This window comes from Citrobacter sp. Cpo069 (assembly GCF_030332785.1).
Lineage (GTDB): Bacteria > Pseudomonadota > Gammaproteobacteria > Enterobacterales > Enterobacteriaceae > Citrobacter > Citrobacter portucalensis.
The window spans coordinates 17545-33290 of the sequence record NZ_JAOWHD010000026.1 but is presented as its reverse complement, the minus strand read 5'-3'; the positions used below and the strand labels follow the sequence as shown (position 1 = coordinate 33290).

The 15746-nt window shown below is 55.0% G+C and carries 16 protein-coding genes, 1 rRNA gene and 1 riboswitch; of the genes, 8 read left to right on the top strand and 9 right to left on the bottom strand.

Annotated elements, in window-relative coordinates; translation table 11 throughout:
• Positions 1-71: ribosomal RNA gene (locus OGY08_RS00740) — 16S ribosomal RNA — on the bottom strand; the annotation flags it as partial.
• 624 nt (positions 72-695) lie between these two features.
• Between OGY08_RS00740 and purH the strand changes: the two genes are divergently transcribed.
• Together purH and purD are read left to right on the top strand one after the other, a co-directional pair.
• Positions 696-2285, top strand: coding sequence for a bifunctional phosphoribosylaminoimidazolecarboxamide formyltransferase/IMP cyclohydrolase (gene purH, locus OGY08_RS00735; protein WP_125363709.1), 1590 nt, complete (start codon positions 696-698; stop codon positions 2283-2285).
• Positions 2286-2300: 15 nt separating this feature from the next.
• A complete protein-coding gene (gene purD, locus OGY08_RS00730) occupies positions 2301-3590 on the top strand; it encodes a phosphoribosylamine--glycine ligase (RefSeq protein WP_125363708.1) in 1290 nt (429 codons plus the stop codon).
• Here purD and zraR read toward each other — a convergent pair.
• Entirely contained in the window at positions 3587-4912 is a 1326-nt protein-coding gene (gene zraR, locus OGY08_RS00725; protein WP_125363707.1) for a sigma-54-dependent response regulator transcription factor ZraR, read from the bottom strand. The genes purD and zraR overlap by 4 nt on opposite strands.
• 5 nt (positions 4913-4917) lie before the next feature.
• Positions 4918-6303: a two-component system sensor histidine kinase ZraS gene (gene zraS, locus OGY08_RS00720; RefSeq protein WP_125363706.1), complete on the bottom strand. Its 1386-nt coding sequence runs from the start codon at positions 6301-6303 to the stop codon at positions 4918-4920.
• A gap of 265 nt (positions 6304-6568) precedes the next feature.
• Here zraS and zraP point away from each other — a divergent pair, with 265 nt between their 5' ends.
• Complete coding sequence (gene zraP, locus OGY08_RS00715; RefSeq protein ID WP_125363705.1) at positions 6569-7012, top strand: zinc resistance sensor/chaperone ZraP; 444 nt, start codon at positions 6569-6571, stop codon at positions 7010-7012.
• A gap of 61 nt (positions 7013-7073) precedes the next feature.
• On the opposite strand, the gene OGY08_RS00710 is transcribed toward zraP, so the two are convergent.
• The 6 genes from OGY08_RS00710 to nudC form a co-directional block, all read right to left on the bottom strand.
• Positions 7074-7766, bottom strand: a complete 693-nt coding sequence (locus OGY08_RS00710; protein ID WP_125363710.1) for a DUF1481 domain-containing protein — start codon at positions 7764-7766, stop codon at positions 7074-7076.
• Positions 7767-7777: 11 nt separating this feature from the next.
• Positions 7778-8050: a nucleoid-associated protein HU-alpha gene (gene hupA / locus OGY08_RS00705; protein ID WP_001044509.1), complete on the bottom strand. Its 273-nt coding sequence runs from the start codon at positions 8048-8050 to the stop codon at positions 7778-7780.
• Positions 8051-8236: 186 nt separating this feature from the next.
• Entirely contained in the window at positions 8237-8827 is a 591-nt protein-coding gene (locus OGY08_RS00700) for a YjaG family protein (protein WP_003842015.1), read from the bottom strand.
• Positions 8828-8860: 33 nt separating this feature from the next.
• On the bottom strand, positions 8861-9541 hold the full coding sequence (nfi, locus tag OGY08_RS00695) for a deoxyribonuclease V (RefSeq protein ID WP_125363704.1): 681 nt from the start codon (positions 9539-9541) through the stop codon (positions 8861-8863).
• Positions 9542-9550: 9 nt separating this feature from the next.
• Positions 9551-10615, bottom strand: coding sequence for a uroporphyrinogen decarboxylase (gene hemE, locus OGY08_RS00690; protein ID WP_003826889.1), 1065 nt, complete (start codon positions 10613-10615; stop codon positions 9551-9553).
• Positions 10616-10665: 50 nt separating this feature from the next.
• On the bottom strand, positions 10666-11439 hold the full coding sequence (gene nudC, locus OGY08_RS00685; protein WP_125363703.1) for an NAD(+) diphosphatase: 774 nt from the start codon (positions 11437-11439) through the stop codon (positions 10666-10668).
• A gap of 96 nt (positions 11440-11535) precedes the next feature.
• Here nudC and OGY08_RS00680 point away from each other — a divergent pair, with 96 nt between their 5' ends.
• The 5 genes from OGY08_RS00680 (at position 11536) to thiS (ending at position 15746) form a co-directional block, all read left to right on the top strand.
• On the top strand, positions 11536-12024 hold the full coding sequence (locus OGY08_RS00680) for an Rsd/AlgQ family anti-sigma factor (RefSeq protein ID WP_003826892.1): 489 nt from the start codon (positions 11536-11538) through the stop codon (positions 12022-12024).
• A gap of 50 nt (positions 12025-12074) precedes the next feature.
• A riboswitch (TPP riboswitch) is annotated at positions 12075-12197 on the top strand.
• A gap of 83 nt (positions 12198-12280) precedes the next feature.
• Complete coding sequence (gene thiC / locus OGY08_RS00675) at positions 12281-14179, top strand: phosphomethylpyrimidine synthase ThiC (RefSeq protein WP_071446122.1); 1899 nt, start codon at positions 12281-12283, stop codon at positions 14177-14179.
• A complete protein-coding gene (gene thiE, locus OGY08_RS00670) occupies positions 14179-14814 on the top strand; it encodes a thiamine phosphate synthase (protein ID WP_071446119.1) in 636 nt (211 codons plus the stop codon). The genes thiC and thiE overlap by 1 nt, the downstream gene beginning before the upstream one ends.
• A complete protein-coding gene (locus OGY08_RS00665; RefSeq protein WP_003826902.1) occupies positions 14807-15565 on the top strand; it encodes a HesA/MoeB/ThiF family protein in 759 nt (252 codons plus the stop codon). Before thiE ends, OGY08_RS00665 begins: the two co-directional genes overlap by 8 nt.
• Positions 15546-15746 carry a sulfur carrier protein ThiS gene (gene thiS / locus OGY08_RS00660; RefSeq protein ID WP_016155307.1) on the top strand — a complete coding sequence of 67 codons (201 nt, stop codon included), beginning with the start codon at positions 15546-15548 and terminating at the stop codon, positions 15744-15746. The genes OGY08_RS00665 and thiS overlap by 20 nt, the downstream gene beginning before the upstream one ends.

The window sequence follows — 15746 nt, the reverse complement described above, 5'->3', positions numbered from 1 at the left end:
TACCGTTCGACTTGCATGTGTTAGGCCTGCCGCCAGCGTTCAATCTGAGCCATGATCAAACTCTTCAATTTAAAAGTTTGATGCTCAATGAATTAAACTTCGTAATGAATTACGTGTTCACTCGTTGAGACTTGGTATTCATTTTTCGTCTTGCGACGTTAAGAATCCGTATCTTCGAGTGCCCACACAGATTGTCTGATAAATTGTTAAAGAGCAGTTGCGACGCGCTTTAGCGCTCTGTCGCGAGGTGGCGTATATTACGCTTTCCTCTTTCAGAGTCAACCCTCATTTTCAGGTTTTTCTCTTCAACCGAACCGGCTGTTTGTGTGAAGTGATTCACATCCGCCGTGTCGATGGAGGCGCATTATAGGGAGTTTCCTGCGGCCCGCAACCCTTAAATGACAGAAAAATGACTGACTGCTGCATTCCACAGCGAAACCCCGCTTTATACCTATTTACGCACAGAGTTATCCACAAACCACACGATCGTTTCTACGATCCTCTCGTTATATCAGCCTCCTTCAACAGAAAAAGAAGAGGTCAAAATCGAAAATTAAAAATTCGCGAGCGTTGCGCAAACGTTTTCGTTACAATGCCCCCGCAAAACAAAGATGCCCCGTAAGGGGCGTTAGCTGAGTTTTTAGCCAAGAATTCACCTAACGCTCTCTGTAATAGTCAAATCCAGGGGATTTACCATGCAACAACGTCGTCCAGTCCGCCGCGCTCTGCTCAGTGTTTCTGACAAGGCCGGTATCATCGAATTCGCTCAGGCACTTTCCGCACGTGGTGTGGAGCTGCTGTCTACAGGCGGCACTGCGCGCCTGTTAGCGGAGAAAGGTCTGCCAGTGACCGAAGTTTCCGATTACACGGGCTTCCCGGAAATGATGGATGGACGCGTGAAGACCCTGCATCCTAAAGTCCACGGCGGCATTCTTGGTCGTCGCGGTCAGGATGACGGAATTATGGAACAGCACGGTATCGCCCCTATCGATATGGTGGTTGTAAACCTGTATCCGTTCGCCGAGACAGTGGCACGCGAAGGCTGCTCGCTGGAAGATGCAGTAGAGAACATTGATATTGGCGGCCCGACCATGGTGCGTTCCGCTGCCAAGAACCATAAAGACGTAGCGATCGTTGTGAAGAGCAGCGACTACGACGCCATTATTAAAGAGATGGATGCCAACGAAGGCTCCCTGACTCTGGAAACCCGCTTTGACCTCGCGATTAAAGCCTTCGAACACACCGCCGCCTACGACAGCATGATTGCCAACTACTTCGGCAGCATGGTTCCGGCTTACCACGGTGAGAACAAAGAGGCCGCCGGTCGTTTCCCACGTACGCTGAACCTGAACTTCATTAAGAAGCAGGATATGCGCTACGGCGAGAACAGCCACCAGCAGGCTGCCTTCTATATAGAAGAGAATGTTAAAGAAGCATCCGTTGCCACCGCGCAGCAGGTACAGGGCAAAGCGCTTTCCTACAACAACATCGCAGATACCGACGCGGCGCTGGAGTGCGTGAAAGAGTTCAGCGAGCCAGCCTGTGTGATCGTTAAGCACGCTAACCCGTGCGGCGTGGCGGTAAGTACCTCTATTCTCGACGCTTACGACCGCGCCTATAAAACCGACCCGACCTCCGCGTTCGGCGGCATCATCGCTTTCAACCGCGAACTGGATGCCGAAACCGCGCAGGCAATTATCTCCCGTCAGTTCGTGGAAGTGATCATCGCCCCGTCCGCAACCGAAGACGCACTGAAAATCACCGCCGCCAAACAGAACGTTCGCGTTCTGACCTGCGGTCAGTGGGCACAACGTGTACCGGGCCTGGACTTCAAACGCGTTAACGGCGGTTTGCTGGTTCAGGACAGGGATCTGGGGATGGTGAGCGAAGGCGAACTGCGCGTGGTGTCCAAACGTCAGCCGACCGAGCAAGAGCTGCGCGATGCACTGTTCTGCTGGAAAGTCGCCAAGTTCGTGAAATCCAACGCCATTGTTTATGCCAAAGAGAACATGACTATCGGCATAGGCGCAGGCCAGATGAGCCGCGTGTACTCCGCAAAAATCGCCGGGATTAAAGCGGCTGACGAAGGTCTGGAAGTGAAAGGCTCTGCAATGGCCTCTGACGCCTTCTTCCCGTTCCGCGATGGTATTGATGCTGCCGCCGCCGTTGGCGTGAGCTGCGTTATCCAGCCTGGTGGTTCTATCCGTGATGACGAAGTCATTGCCGCTGCCGATGAACACGGTATCGCGATGATCTTTACCGACATGCGCCACTTCCGCCATTAATCCACGGAGCAGACGATGAAAGTATTAGTGATTGGCAACGGCGGGCGCGAGCACGCCCTGGCCTGGAAAGCCGCACAGTCCCCGCTGGTTGATACCGTTTTTGTCGCACCGGGTAACGCCGGTACCGCACTGGAGCCCGCGTTGCAGAACGTGGCTATCGGCGTCACCGATATTCCAGCTCTGCTGAGCTTTGCCCAGAACGAGAAAATTGACCTGACCATCGTCGGCCCGGAAGCGCCGCTGGTGATTGGCGTGGTCGATGCGTTCCGCGCCGCTGGCCTGAAGATCTTCGGGCCAACCGAAGGTGCTGCACAGCTGGAAGGCTCCAAAGCCTTCACCAAAGATTTCCTCGCCCGTCACCAGATCCCGACGGCGGAATATCAGAACTTCACTGAGATTGAGCCAGCGTTGGCCTATCTGCGTGAGAAAGGCGCGCCGATCGTCATCAAAGCTGACGGCCTGGCTGCTGGTAAAGGCGTTATCGTGGCGATGACGCTGGAGGAAGCAGAAGCCGCCGTTCATGACATGCTGGCAGGTAACGCTTTTGGCGATGCGGGCCACCGTATCGTGATCGAAGAGTTCCTCGACGGCGAAGAAGCGAGCTTTATCGTAATGGTCGACGGCGAGCACGTGCTGCCGATGGCCACCAGCCAGGACCACAAACGCGTAGGCAACGGCGACACTGGCCCGAATACCGGCGGTATGGGTGCTTACTCACCAGCGCCGGTGGTCACTGATGAAGTGCATCAGCGCACCATGGAACGCATTATTTGGCCAACCGTAAAAGGTATGGCGGCAGAAGGGAATACCTACACCGGTTTCCTGTACGCGGGTCTGATGATCGACAAACAGGGCAATCCGAAGGTTATCGAGTTCAACTGCCGCTTCGGCGACCCGGAAACCCAGCCGATCATGCTACGCATGAAATCGGACCTGGTGGAGCTTTGCCTGGCCGCTTGCGACAGCAAGCTGGATGAGAAAACCTCCGAGTGGGACGAACGCGCCTCGCTGGGTGTCGTCATTGCTGCCGGAGGTTATCCAGGTAACTACAACACCGGAGATGAAATCCACGGTCTGCCGCTGGAAGAAGTAGAAGACGGAAAAGTGTTCCATGCAGGCACTAAACTCGCCGAAGACGATCGTGTGTTGACCAGCGGTGGTCGCGTGCTGTGCGCCACCGCCCTGGGTCATACTGTGGCTGAAGCGCAGAAACGCGCTTACGCCCTGATGACCGACATCCGCTGGGATGGCAGCTTCAGCCGTAACGACATCGGCTGGCGCGCCATTGAACGCGAGCAACGCTAACGCGAAATTTTCGCCAGCAGCGTTTTACGCGTAATGCCTAACTGACGGGCGGCTTCCGTTTTATTGCCGCCCGTTTTTTCCAGCGCCGCCAGAATCACCTCTTTTTCGACATCCACCAGCGGTTGGATCTCGCCACTGAATTCCGTTTTTATCGGCGTCGCGGCAATCGCCATCGGCAGCTCGCGTTCGGAAATATATTCCCCCGTCAGCAGCACCACCGAGCGCTCAATCGCATTTTCCAGCTCACGAATATTGCCCGGCCAGTCGTAGTGGATCAGCAGATCCATCGCCTGCGGAGTAAAGCCTTTCACCGCTTTGCGGTTGCGCGCGGCAAAACGCTGGAGAAAATGTTCGGCTAACAGCGGAATATCTTCCCGGCGCTGGCACAGCGCTGGCATTTCAATGGTGACGACGTTCAGGCGATAGTAGAGATCCTGACGAAAGCGCCCGGCACTGACTTCCTCTGCTAGATCGCGATGCGTGGCGGCGATCAGCCGTACATCAACCGTCAGCGTCTGATTACCGCCAACGCGTTGCACCTCTCGCTCCTGGATAGCCCGCAGCAGACGCACCTGCATCAGCGGTGAAATATCACCGATTTCATCAAGAAATAACGTGCCGCCATCGGCTTCCACAAAGCGACCTTCCCGCCGTTTATCCGCCCCGGTAAACGCCCCTTTCTCGTGACCAAAAAGTTCAGACTCCAGCAGCGATTCATTAAGCGCCGCGCAGTTGAGCGTCACCAGCGGTTTATCGCGACGGGCGCTGCTGGCATGTAGCGCCCGGGCCACCAGCTCTTTCCCCGTGCCGGAGTCTCCGTGAATAAGCACCGTCGCATCCGAAGGAGCAACCATCGCAATTTCGTTGAGCAACTGCTGCATCGCCGGACTGCTGCCAATCATGCCAAACTGCGCAGCCGACGCCGATGGCAGTTCAGCGCCCGTTTCCCGCGTATGCGCCAGCGCCTTTTCCAGCGTCTCCTGCAGACGGTCAAAATCCAGCGGCTTGATTAAGTAGTCCAGCGCCCCGGTTTTAAGCGCCTCAACGGCGGTCTCCACACTGGAGAACGCCGTCATGATCAAGACCGGAATCGCCGGATTCAGCGCTTTAATCTCTTTCAGCGTTGCGATGCCGTCCATCTCCGCCATGCGTACATCACACAGCACTAAATCAAATACGCGTTCGCGCACCTGTTCCAGCGCCGCTCGCCCGCTATAGGCCAGCGCGACCTCATAACCCCAGCCGCGCAGCAGCGCCTGTAAAATGGTGCAGTGGCTGATATCGTCATCTACCACCAGAATATTGATTTTTCCGCGCGTCATCCTTGTTAATCCTGTTGTTTCGCTTTGGTCGGTAGCCAAAGGGTAAAGGTCGCGCCTTTGCCCTCAACGCTTGCCACCTGAATGGTGCCACCGTGCTGTTCGATAATGTTCTGCACTACCGCCAGCCCGAGGCCTGTTCCGTCAGCTTTGGTCGTAAAGTAAGGCGTAAAAATGGCCTCCAGCTGTTCCGCCGCAATCCCCTTCCCAGTATCGGTAACCACAATTTTAACGCGTTCACCGCTGCTTTCATTCGCTTCAACCGTAATCGTGCCCTGACGACCAATCGCATGAATGGCGTTCAGATACAGATTCAACAAAACCTGAGTCAGTCGGTCAGGATCGGCCTGGATAGCGGGCAGCGTAGAATTGGCCGAAAAGCGGAGCTGGATTTCCCGGCTTGCCGCATCCTGACTCACCAGGTGTAATGAGTGGGTGATAACCTCATTGAGATCCACCTTTTGCAGCGTCAGATGTGCATGTTTCACCAGCTCCAGCAACTCGCTCACCACCCGATTTAAACGATCCGCCTCTTTCGCCATCACCTGTGCCAGCTCATGCGACTCGCCTCCTGCCGGGGTTCGCTCGGCAAAATACTTCGCTAACCCTTTGATCGATGAAAGCGGGTTACGAATTTCATGTGCCACCCCAGCCGCAAGATGACCGAGTGCTAACAGTTTTTCTTTACGCTTCATCGCATCCTGGAGTTCTTTGTACGAGCGCTGATAGCGCTGATACCAGAAGAACGTCAGCACGGTGGCCAGCAACACAGCCGCCAGCGCAGAGAGGACTATCAGTGTGTTACGCCACTCCCTTGCCTGAGTCGCTGTCAGATCGCTGGCATCAAAGGCGATAAATATGGTTTGTGCTGGGGAGATAAGCTGCCCGTCATTGCTGGCACAGCGCGCCATGCCGTGGCGTCCTGGACCATACATCGGCTGAAACTGGCGATAAATTTCCAGTGCTGGCGTTTTTTCACCATCCCTCGCTGGAATTTCAATATTCCGCCAGCTTTCTTGCTCCCCAGGACTAAGCTGTCGCAGGACATCCGATGAATAGAGCGTTTTGCCGACCATCGCGGAATTGCTGTGGGTAATAATGACACCATGCTCATCGACGACAGCAAACCATAGCACGCCAGGCTGTACAGCCATTTCCTCCAGTAGCGTCTGCTGCTGGGCATGATGCATGCGCATCCCCATGCCTACGCGCGTACCAGACTCCAGAGCGCGAATGAGCACACTGCCTTTTTCCAGTAGCGTTTGCCGCGCGGCGCCACTTTCCCGCCCATAGTCCCGAATGGTCATAATCGAAAACCAGCCGACCAAAACCAGGATTGCCGCCAGCAAGAGTCGGCTCAACCACTTTGCCACCGTATCCTTATAAAGACGCATACGCTCTCCCTTCACCCCGCTTGTTCCTTTCATCGTTGCAGGTATACAGCAGAAATCATGCCATTTTTTCCCCCTGATAACCCTGCCCTCAGACACAAACAGCTGAAAGTAACGAGTAAAAATGACTCGCTGGCGCGTTCTGGCGAGTCATTTTTACTCGTTTCCCTGCAAAGACGGCGGGTACAACGCCCCGCAGGACTCGGATTGCCGCTTTGGCACGGAAGATGCAAAAGGGAATGTAAGCTAACCAACAGGAGAACGAACGATGAAACGGAACAACAAACTGGCACTGATTGCACTTTCTCTTATCGCACTTGGCTCCACCCCGGTACTGGCACAGAATCACTGGGGATATGGTGATGGAATGCAGCAACGGGGCGGTACACCAATGACCGCTGATCAGCAGGCTGCCGCACAGAAAATCTATGATGATTATTATTCCCAGACCAGCGCGTTGCGCCAACAGCTGACATCCAAACGTTATGAGTACAATGCTCTATTAACGGCCAGCTCGCCGGACACGGCAAAAATTAACGCCGTTGCAAAAGAGATGGAAGCGTTGAATCAGTCTCTGGACGAGCAGCGCGTTAAACGTGATGTCGCAATGGCGCAGGCTGGCGTGCCACGTGGCGCGGGAATGGGCTACGGCGGATGCGGCGGTGGCGGTAACCATCGCGGCGGCGGCCATATGGGAATGGGCCACTGGTAAAAGACTTAATGCCTGATGACGCTATACGGATCAGGCCTGCTGATTTCCTGTATTCAGGTTTTCAGAAAGTTTTGGCTGTAGGCTGCCAGTGACAAAAATCTTCATTGGCAACCAGCAGTAGCTGCGACCCTTCGGGCGCTTCCAGCCATGCCACACTCACCTCTACGGATGAATGTCTCTGGCGGCGCTCGATATGGTTTATCGCCCACAACTCCAGGTCTGGCTTCAGCGTTTCACCTTCACAGGTTGTGACCGTGTTATCCGCATGCCAACGTCCCTGACGCAATATCACCCGTCCCTGACGCAGCGCATCGCTGGTCTGGCGAATTTGATCGGCACGATAGCGGTAAAGCGCGATTTGATCGCTGGAAAGCTGCTGCTTTTGCCCATCGACTTCACGCTGCATGAAGCTCAGTTCGCCCCGGTCATCGAAGCGTATACGGACATGTTCAGCCGGTTTACTGTAAACGTTGAGTTCTATCAGAGAGAGCGAATCACCCTGCCAGCGGTATTCACTGGTAGTGGTTTCGCCTTTACGCCACGGACTAAATACCGAGAGCAAGTGAACATCGTCACCGGAGTCTTTACGCCAAATGCGTACCGCCCCCTGATCGCCAACATAGCCGCTGGCCGTGAACGGAGGAAGCTCAGAATGGCTACCGCAGGCAGACAGTAACAGAACACCTGAAAGCCAAAGCGTATGACGCCAGATGGACAAAAGGGGCGAAACCGCCCCTTCGTTAAAACTGTTCACTGCCACGCGAATTACTTAACCGCGTCTTTCAGTGCTTTACCAGAAACAAATGCCGGTACGTTAGCTGCGGCGATTTTGATTTCTTTACCGGTCTGCGGGTTGCGGCCAGTGCGCTCAGCACGGTGGTTCACTTTGAAGGTACCGAAACCAACCAGTTGTACAGCATCGCCTTCTTTCAGAGACTCAGTAATAGCAGCCAGAGTGGATTCCAGAGCAGCTTTAGCCTGTGTTTTAGACAGTTCTGCTTTGTCTGCAATTACATCAATCAGTTGAGTCTTGTTCATAAGTTATCCTTACAATGTGTTTATCGCTTGCTAAGCATCGAGTGCGACGGAAATGCCAGAAAAGCACTCTCCTGCATACACGCACCGATAGCCACTTTTTTTCGCCCCCCAAATGTAGACCAGACCGGGGGCGGATGGGAAGCCTTCAGGCACGACAAATCAGGCGTTAAATCACGTTTTGTGGTGTCATTGCTGAAAATTTATACCAATATTGCTCTCGCCAGCCTCGCGCAGGTCTGCACGCAGCCCTTTTATCAGCTCAATATCGCGTTCTTCACAGTCGGCTAAAAGTCGGAAAATTTCCCACTGAATATCCCATTCTTGCTCAACGGCAGGGTTCTCTTTGAGTTCTTCATCGGTCATTTCGCGACCAGCCTGAGTCATTTCCAGCATCGCAACCGTCGTAATCGAAGCCTTACTCACTTCGATTGCATGCTCCAGCGTTTCACCGCTAAGACGCGAATGCATCAGCTCGCTTAATGCCACACAGGCATCAATCGCCGGATAAACACCGTACAGATCGTAATCGTCTGCAGAAGGAATGGCCTCTTCAAATTTTTCCAGCTGGCTGTCGAAATTGATTTTCGCGTCTTTAACCGTCAGCGCTTCCCAAATCAGATCCAGAATTCGGCGGTAAATCTGTCCATCGCCAAATTCAGTTTGCTTGCAGAACATGGCGTAGTTTGGGTACATGCGTTCGCACAGACAGGCCATAAACGTGACGTGCTGCCAGCTTTCCAGCTTCTCCAGACGCAGGTGAATCGGATTTTGTAACATGATGAGTTCTCAAATACGGAAATTAGCCGCAGTTTACCCGATATAGGGCGTTTTTGCTGCAAGCCGAGTAAAAGCCGGGCGTTCGGATGCTACCGCATCTGCCCAGCGTGTTGGTTCCGGCAAACGATAGCCGTTCATACAGCGTTGAACCCACGCCAGTGCGCTGTCCATACTCACGCGGTGACCCGTAGAAATAAACAACGGGTTACAGCGCGCTTTGCTGCGCCAGACCCATGCCAGTTGTTCGCCTTTATCCAGCAACGGCGCTAGCGCACCAAGTTCAGCAGCGAGCGGTTCAAACTTGCCGCACAACCGTTTTTTCGCCACGCCGATCGTCGGGACATCCACCAGCAGACCAAAATGGCTGGCCACGCCCAGACGACGCGGGTGAGAAATGCCATGCCCGTCAACGAACAGCAGATCTGGCTTGTGCGAGAGCAGTTGCCAGGCGGCCATCAGCGCGGGAGTTTCACGAAAGGAGAGAAAACCGGGAATGTAGGGCATGGTGGTGGCGATACGCGCCACCTTGTATTCGACCAGTTCAAGCGTGGGATACTTCAGCAAAACCATTGCGGCTCGCGTCACTTCGCCACCCTGCTCAAACCCAACGTCCGCCCCGCCGATCAGATCCGGCGGATCGTTCTTCAGACGATCCTCGCGGATCACTGAAGAAGCCAGTTCAAGCTGCTGCGCGCGTAATGACGCGAGATCCATGATAACTCCTTAGCGGTGGTACTGTTCGGACAACCGATGTACCGCCTCCACAAAGACACCCGCATGTTCTGGCGGGACGTCCTGATGAATGCCGTGGCCCAGGTTAAAGACATGCCCTTCACCCTGACCGAATCCGGCCAGAATTGTCGCCACCTCTTCTTCGATGCGGGCTGGCGGCGCATACAGCATGGACGGATCCATATTGCCCTGGAGCGCCACTTTATGACCTACACGACGACGCGCATCGGCAATGTCAGTAGTCCAGTCGAGACCTAACGCATCACAGCCGGTTTCCGCCATCGCTTCCAGCCACTGACCACCGCCTTTGGTAAACAGGGTCACCGGTACACGACGACCTTCATTCTCACGCAGCAGACCATCGACGATTTTGTGCATGTAGTACAGGGAAAACTGCTGATAGTCGCGACCGGTCAGCACACCGCCCCAGGTATCGAAAATCATCACCGACTGCGCGCCCGCTTTGATCTGCGCGTTCAGGTACAGCGTGACGCTCTTCGCCAGCTTATCAAGCAGCAGATGCAGCGCTTTAGGGTCGGCGTACATCATCTTTTTAATCACGGTGAAGGCTTTGCTGCTGCCGCCTTCAACCATGTAGGTCGCCAGCGTCCACGGACTACCGGAGAAGCCGATCAGCGGCACTTCGCCTTTCAGTTCACGGCGGATAGTACGCACCGCGTTCATCACGTACCCCAACCCATCTTCCGGATCCGGGATCGGCAGTTTGTCGACGTCAGCCTTGCTGGTAATCGGAGAGGTAAAGCGTGGACCTTCTCCTGCTTCAAAATACAGCCCGAGTCCCATCGCATCCGGGATCGTCAGGATATCCGAGAAGAGGATCGCGGCATCAAGTTTATAGCGACGCAGCGGCTGCAACGTGACTTCGCAGGCCAGCTCGGCATTTTTGCACAGCGCCATAAAATCGCCCGCTTCGGCACGGGTAGCTTTGTATTCCGGTAGATAGCGGCCTGCCTGGCGCATCATCCATACCGGAGTGACATCAACGGGCTGGCGCAGCAGCGCACGCAGATAACGATCGTTCTTCAGTTCGGTCATTTTTGCAGTTCCTTATTGCGTCAGTCCATCAGTGTATCACCACTCGCTCTTTACTCGTACTCAGCCCGACACATTGCCACAGTGTCTTCAATCAATCGACGCGCGACAGTACCCGGCGGGGGTAAGAGCGGTAAGTCGTCATAGCGATACCAGTTCGCTTCCAGCAGCTCTTTCGGGTCGATGACGATTTCGCCGCTATCATACTCCGCCATAAATGCGGTCATCAAAGACTGCGGGAATGGCCAGGGCTGAGAAGTGACATAGCGCAGATTTTTCACCTTAATCCCGCTTTCTTCCATAACTTCACGCGCCACCGCCTGTTCTAAGGTCTCGCCCACTTCGACAAAACCTGCCAGTACGGTATGCACGCCGTTACGATGGCGAACATGTTGGGCAAGCAGGATGGAATCATCTCGGCGAATAGCGACGATTATGCACGGGGCAATTTGCGGGTAATAACGTTCACGGCAGTGGCTACAGAGCATCGCCCACTCCGTTTTACTCGGGTGCATGGGATGGCCGCAGTAGCCGCAGAATTTATGCGAGCGATAGAAATCCGCCAGCTGTACGCCGCGTCCGGCCAGTTGAAACAGGCCAACGTCCTGGTCAATGACCTGGCGCACCGACCCCATATCGTGTCGACGCTGCTGCTGCACCAGCCAGACAGTCTCCCCTTCCCACTCGCCTATTGGCAGCGCGCGCTGACCAATCAGATCAAAACGGGCTGCGTCGCCATAAGGTAGCTCGCCATGAGGTAACCATAACTTTTGCTCATGACTGACGATCCACCAGCCGCTATCTAATTTTTCAATTATACGATCCATATCTCTTGCGCAACCTTTGCTTCACAGGCATGTTGTTTACATTATTTTTACATTTACGGGTGAGCAGTTCCTAAACACCATCTTGCGGAGTCAATCATGCTAAACCAGCTGGAAAGCCTGACGGAGCACGTCGGAGGAAGTAATAAACTGGTTGATCGCTGGCTACATGTACGTAAGCACCTGCTCGTGGCTTACTACAATCTGGTTGGCATTAAGCCTGGCAAAGAATCGTACATGCGACTCAATGAAAAGGCGCTGGATGATTTTTGTCAGAGCCTGGTCGATTACCTCTCCACCGGACACTTCAGTATTTATGAACGTATTCTCCATAAATTGGAAGGGAACGGGCAGCTTTTAAAAGCCACAAAAATTTGGCCGCTGCTGGAAGCCAATACGCAGCTGATCATGGACTACTATGACTCCAGCCTGGAAACTGCGATTGATCATGATAACTTCCTTGAATTTCAACAGGTTTTATCGGATCTCGGCGAGGCACTGGAAGCCCGATTCGTGCTGGAAGATAAGCTGATCATGCTGGTATTTGACGCAATGCACGAGAGTAGCACTCTCAAACGTCATGCTTGAGATTTACGGCATTAACGCGTAGTTTACATTCATTACCTCTTTACTGAGGTTACTTCTTGTCGGAGTGCTTATTTTCCACAGCAGCATGAGTGGAAAAGGCTGAGACCGTTAATTCGGGATCCGCGGAACCTGATCAGGTTAAAACCTGCGAAGGGAACAAGAGTCAATCTACAATAGCATCGCCCCCGGGCGAGCTTCTCTCTTGCTTCATCCGTCGTCTGACAAGCCATATCCTTACTTTTATTTGGAATGAGCTATGTCTGCCACTACTAAACCATCACGCCGCGAACAGCGCGCTCAAGCCCAACACTTTATCGATACACTGGAAGGGACCGCCTTCCCTAACTCAAAACGCATTTATATTACCGGTTCGCAGCCGGATATTCGCATTCCGATGCGCGAAATTCAGCTCAGCCCAACGCTGACTGGCGGTAACAAAGACAACCCGCAGTTCGAAGAGAACGAAGCCGTTCCGGTATACGACACCTCCGGACCGTATGGCGATCCTGACGTGGCGATTAACGTCCAGCAGGGTCTGGCAAAGCTGCGCCAGCCGTGGATTGCGGCGCGTAACGATAGCGAAGAATTAGACGACCGGAGTTCCGCTTATACCAAAGAACGTCTGGCCGACGATGGCCTGGACGAGCTGCGTTTCACCGGCCTGCTGACACCAAAGCGCGCCAAAGCGGGTAAGCGAGTCACCCAACTGCACTACGCCCGCCAGGGAATAGTGACCCCGGAGATGGAGTTCATCGCCATCCGTGAAAACATGGGCCGCGAGCGCATTCGCAGTGAAGTGCTGCGTCACCAGCATCCGGGGATGAACTTTGGTGCACGCCTGCCGGAAAACATCACGCCGGAATTCGTGCGTGATGAAGTGGCCGCGGGCCGCGCGATTATTCCTGCCAACATCAACCACCCGGAATCCGAGCCGATGATTATCGGTCGCAACTTCCTGGTGAAGGTTAACGCCAACATCGGTAACTCTGCCGTCACCTCCTCCATTGAAGAGGAGGTCGAGAAGCTGGTGTGGTCGACGCGCTGGGGCGCTGACACGGTGATGGATCTCTCCACCGGTCGCTATATCCACGAAACCCGCGAGTGGATCCTGCGTAACAGTCCGGTACCGATCGGTACTGTGCCGATCTACCAGGCGCTGGAGAAGGTCAACGGGATCGCCGAAGATCTCACCTGGGAAGCCTTCCGCGACACGTTGCTGGAGCAGGCCGAACAGGGCGTCGACTACTTCACCATTCACGCGGGCGTGCTGCTGCGCTACGTGCCGATGACTGCCAAACGCCTGACCGGCATTGTCTCACGCGGCGGTTCAATTATGGCGAAATGGTGCCTTTCTCATCACAAAGAGAACTTCCTGTACGAACATTTCCGCGAGATTTGCGAAATCTGCGCCGCCTACGATGTCTCTTTGTCGCTAGGTGACGGCCTGCGCCCGGGTTCAATTCAGGATGCGAACGACGAAGCGCAGTTCTCCGAGCTGCATACGCTGGGCGAGCTGACCAAAATCGCCTGGGAATACGACGTGCAGGTGATGATAGAAGGCCCAGGTCATGTGCCCATGCATATGATCCAGCGCAACATGACCGAAGAGCTGGAGCACTGCCATGAAGCACCGTTCTACACTTTAGGACCGTTGACCACCGATATCGCACCGGGCTACGACCACTTCACTTCCGGGATCGGTGCGGCGATGATCGGTTGGTTTGGCTGCGCGATGCTGTGCTACGTCACGCCAAAAGAGCACCTCGGCCTGCCGAACAAAGAAGATGTGAAGCAAGGGCTGATTACCTACAAGATTGCCGCCCATGCCGCTGACTTAGCGAAAGGCCATCCGGGCGCGCAGATCCGCGATAACGCGATGTCGAAAGCGCGCTTCGAATTCCGCTGGGAAGACCAGTTTAACCTCGCGCTCGACCCATTCACCGCCCGTGCCTACCACGATGAAACCCTGCCACAGGAATCCGGTAAGGTCGCCCACTTCTGCTCCATGTGCGGGCCGAAGTTCTGCTCGATGAAAATCAGCCAGGAGGTTCGCGACTACGCTGCTGCACAAACGATTGAAGTCGGCATGGCGGATATGTCGGAAAACTTCCGTGCCAAAGGCGGCGAAATCTACCTCAAAAAAGAGGAGGCGTAATGTACCAGCCTGATTTCCCAACCGTGCCGTTCCGCCTCGGGCTTTACCCGGTGGTGGACAGCGTGCAATGGATTGAACGCTTGCTGCAGGCGGGCGTATGCACGATCCAACTGCGCATTAAAGATAAGCGTGATGAAGAGGTCGAAGCCGACGTTATGGCCGCCATTGAACTGGGGCGTCGCTATGACGCCCGCCTGTTTATCAACGACTACTGGCGTCTGGCAATTAAGCACCGCGCTTACGGCGTACATCTGGGCCAGGAAGACCTTGAAACCACTGACCTGAAGGCGATTCAGGCGGCGGGGCTGCGCCTGGGGGTCTCCACTCACGATGATATGGAGATCGACATCGCGCTCGCCGCTAAGCCTTCTTATATCGCGCTGGGTCATGTTTTCCCCACGCAAACCAAACAGATGCCTTCCGCCCCGCAGGGACTCACGCAACTGGCAAACCATATTGAACGATTAGCGGATTACCCGACCGTCGCCATTGGCGGTATCAGCCTTGAGCGCGCCCCGGCGGTACTGGCGACCGGCGTCGGCAGCATTGCCGTGGTCAGCGCCATTACCCAGGCGGCTGACTGGCAGGCCACCACGGCGAAGTTATTGGATATCGCGGGAGTGGGCGATGAATGACCGCGACTTTATGCGTTACAGCCGGCAGATCCTGCTCGGCGATATCGCCATTGAAGGCCAGCAAAAACTACTCGATAGCCATGTGCTGATTGTCGGTTTAGGCGGGTTAGGTTCGCCTGCCGCGCTGTATCTGGCGGGAGCAGGCATCGGAAAACTGACGCTGGTAGACGATGACGACATTCATCTGAGCAACCTGCAGCGCCAGATCCTGTTTACCACTGATGATATCGCACGTTCAAAATCGCAGGTTGCCCAGCAGCGCCTGACGCGGCTCAACCCGGATATCGAGCTGGTGTCACTCCAGCAGCGACTGAAAGGCGATGCGCTTCGGCATGCGGTAGCGCGTGCCGATGTGGTGCTCGACTGTACCGATAACATGGCCACGCGCCAGGAAATTAACGCCGCCTGCGTAACGCTCAACACCCCGCTCGTCACCGCCAGCGCCGTCGGCTTTGGCGGCCAACTGATGGTGCTGACGCCCCCGTGGGAACAAGGATGTTACCGCTGCCTGTGGCCGGACGATGTAGAGCCCGAACGCAACTGCCGTACCGCCGGTATCGTCGGACCGGTTGTGGGCGTGATGGGCACCCTGCAGGCGTTGGAAGCGATTAAATTGCTCAGCGGTATTGAGACGCCCAGCGGAGAGCTACGCCTGTTTGACGGTAAAACCAGCCAGTGGCGCAGCTTCGCACTACGACGCGCCAGCGGCTGCCCGGTATGCGGAGGGCAACATGCAGATTCAGTTCAATGATGAGCCGATGCAGTGCGCCGAAGGACAAACCGTCAGTGGGCTGCTCACTGCGCTTAATCAGCTTAAACCGGGCGCGGCGCTGGCGCTCAATCAGCAGATCCTCCCGCGCGAGCAGTGGGAGCAGCAAATCGTGCAGGAAGGCGACCAGATCCTGCTTTTTCAGGTTATTGCAGGGGGTTGA

Coding starts and splice junctions, on each gene's coding strand:
- purH (WP_125363709.1), top strand. CDS start 696: ATGCAACAACGTCGTCCAGTCCGCCGCGCTCTGCTCAGTGTTTCTGAC.
- purD (WP_125363708.1), top strand. CDS start 2,301: ATGAAAGTATTAGTGATTGGCAACGGCGGGCGCGAGCACGCCCTGGCC.
- zraR (WP_125363707.1), bottom strand. CDS start 4,912: ATGACGCGCGGAAAAATCAATATTCTGGTGGTAGATGACGATATCAGC.
- zraS (WP_125363706.1), bottom strand. CDS start 6,303: ATGCGTCTTTATAAGGATACGGTGGCAAAGTGGTTGAGCCGACTCTTG.
- zraP (WP_125363705.1), top strand. CDS start 6,569: ATGAAACGGAACAACAAACTGGCACTGATTGCACTTTCTCTTATCGCA.
- hupA (WP_001044509.1), bottom strand. CDS start 8,050: ATGAACAAGACTCAACTGATTGATGTAATTGCAGACAAAGCAGAACTG.
- OGY08_RS00700 (WP_003842015.1), bottom strand. CDS start 8,827: ATGTTACAAAATCCGATTCACCTGCGTCTGGAGAAGCTGGAAAGCTGG.
- nfi (WP_125363704.1), bottom strand. CDS start 9,541: ATGGATCTCGCGTCATTACGCGCGCAGCAGCTTGAACTGGCTTCTTCA.
- hemE (WP_003826889.1), bottom strand. CDS start 10,615: ATGACCGAACTGAAGAACGATCGTTATCTGCGTGCGCTGCTGCGCCAG.
- nudC (WP_125363703.1), bottom strand. CDS start 11,439: ATGGATCGTATAATTGAAAAATTAGATAGCGGCTGGTGGATCGTCAGT.
- OGY08_RS00680 (WP_003826892.1), top strand. CDS start 11,536: ATGCTAAACCAGCTGGAAAGCCTGACGGAGCACGTCGGAGGAAGTAAT.
- thiC (WP_071446122.1), top strand. CDS start 12,281: ATGTCTGCCACTACTAAACCATCACGCCGCGAACAGCGCGCTCAAGCC.
- thiE (WP_071446119.1), top strand. CDS start 14,179: ATGTACCAGCCTGATTTCCCAACCGTGCCGTTCCGCCTCGGGCTTTAC.
- OGY08_RS00665 (WP_003826902.1), top strand. CDS start 14,807: ATGAATGACCGCGACTTTATGCGTTACAGCCGGCAGATCCTGCTCGGC.
- thiS (WP_016155307.1), top strand. CDS start 15,546: ATGCAGATTCAGTTCAATGATGAGCCGATGCAGTGCGCCGAAGGACAA.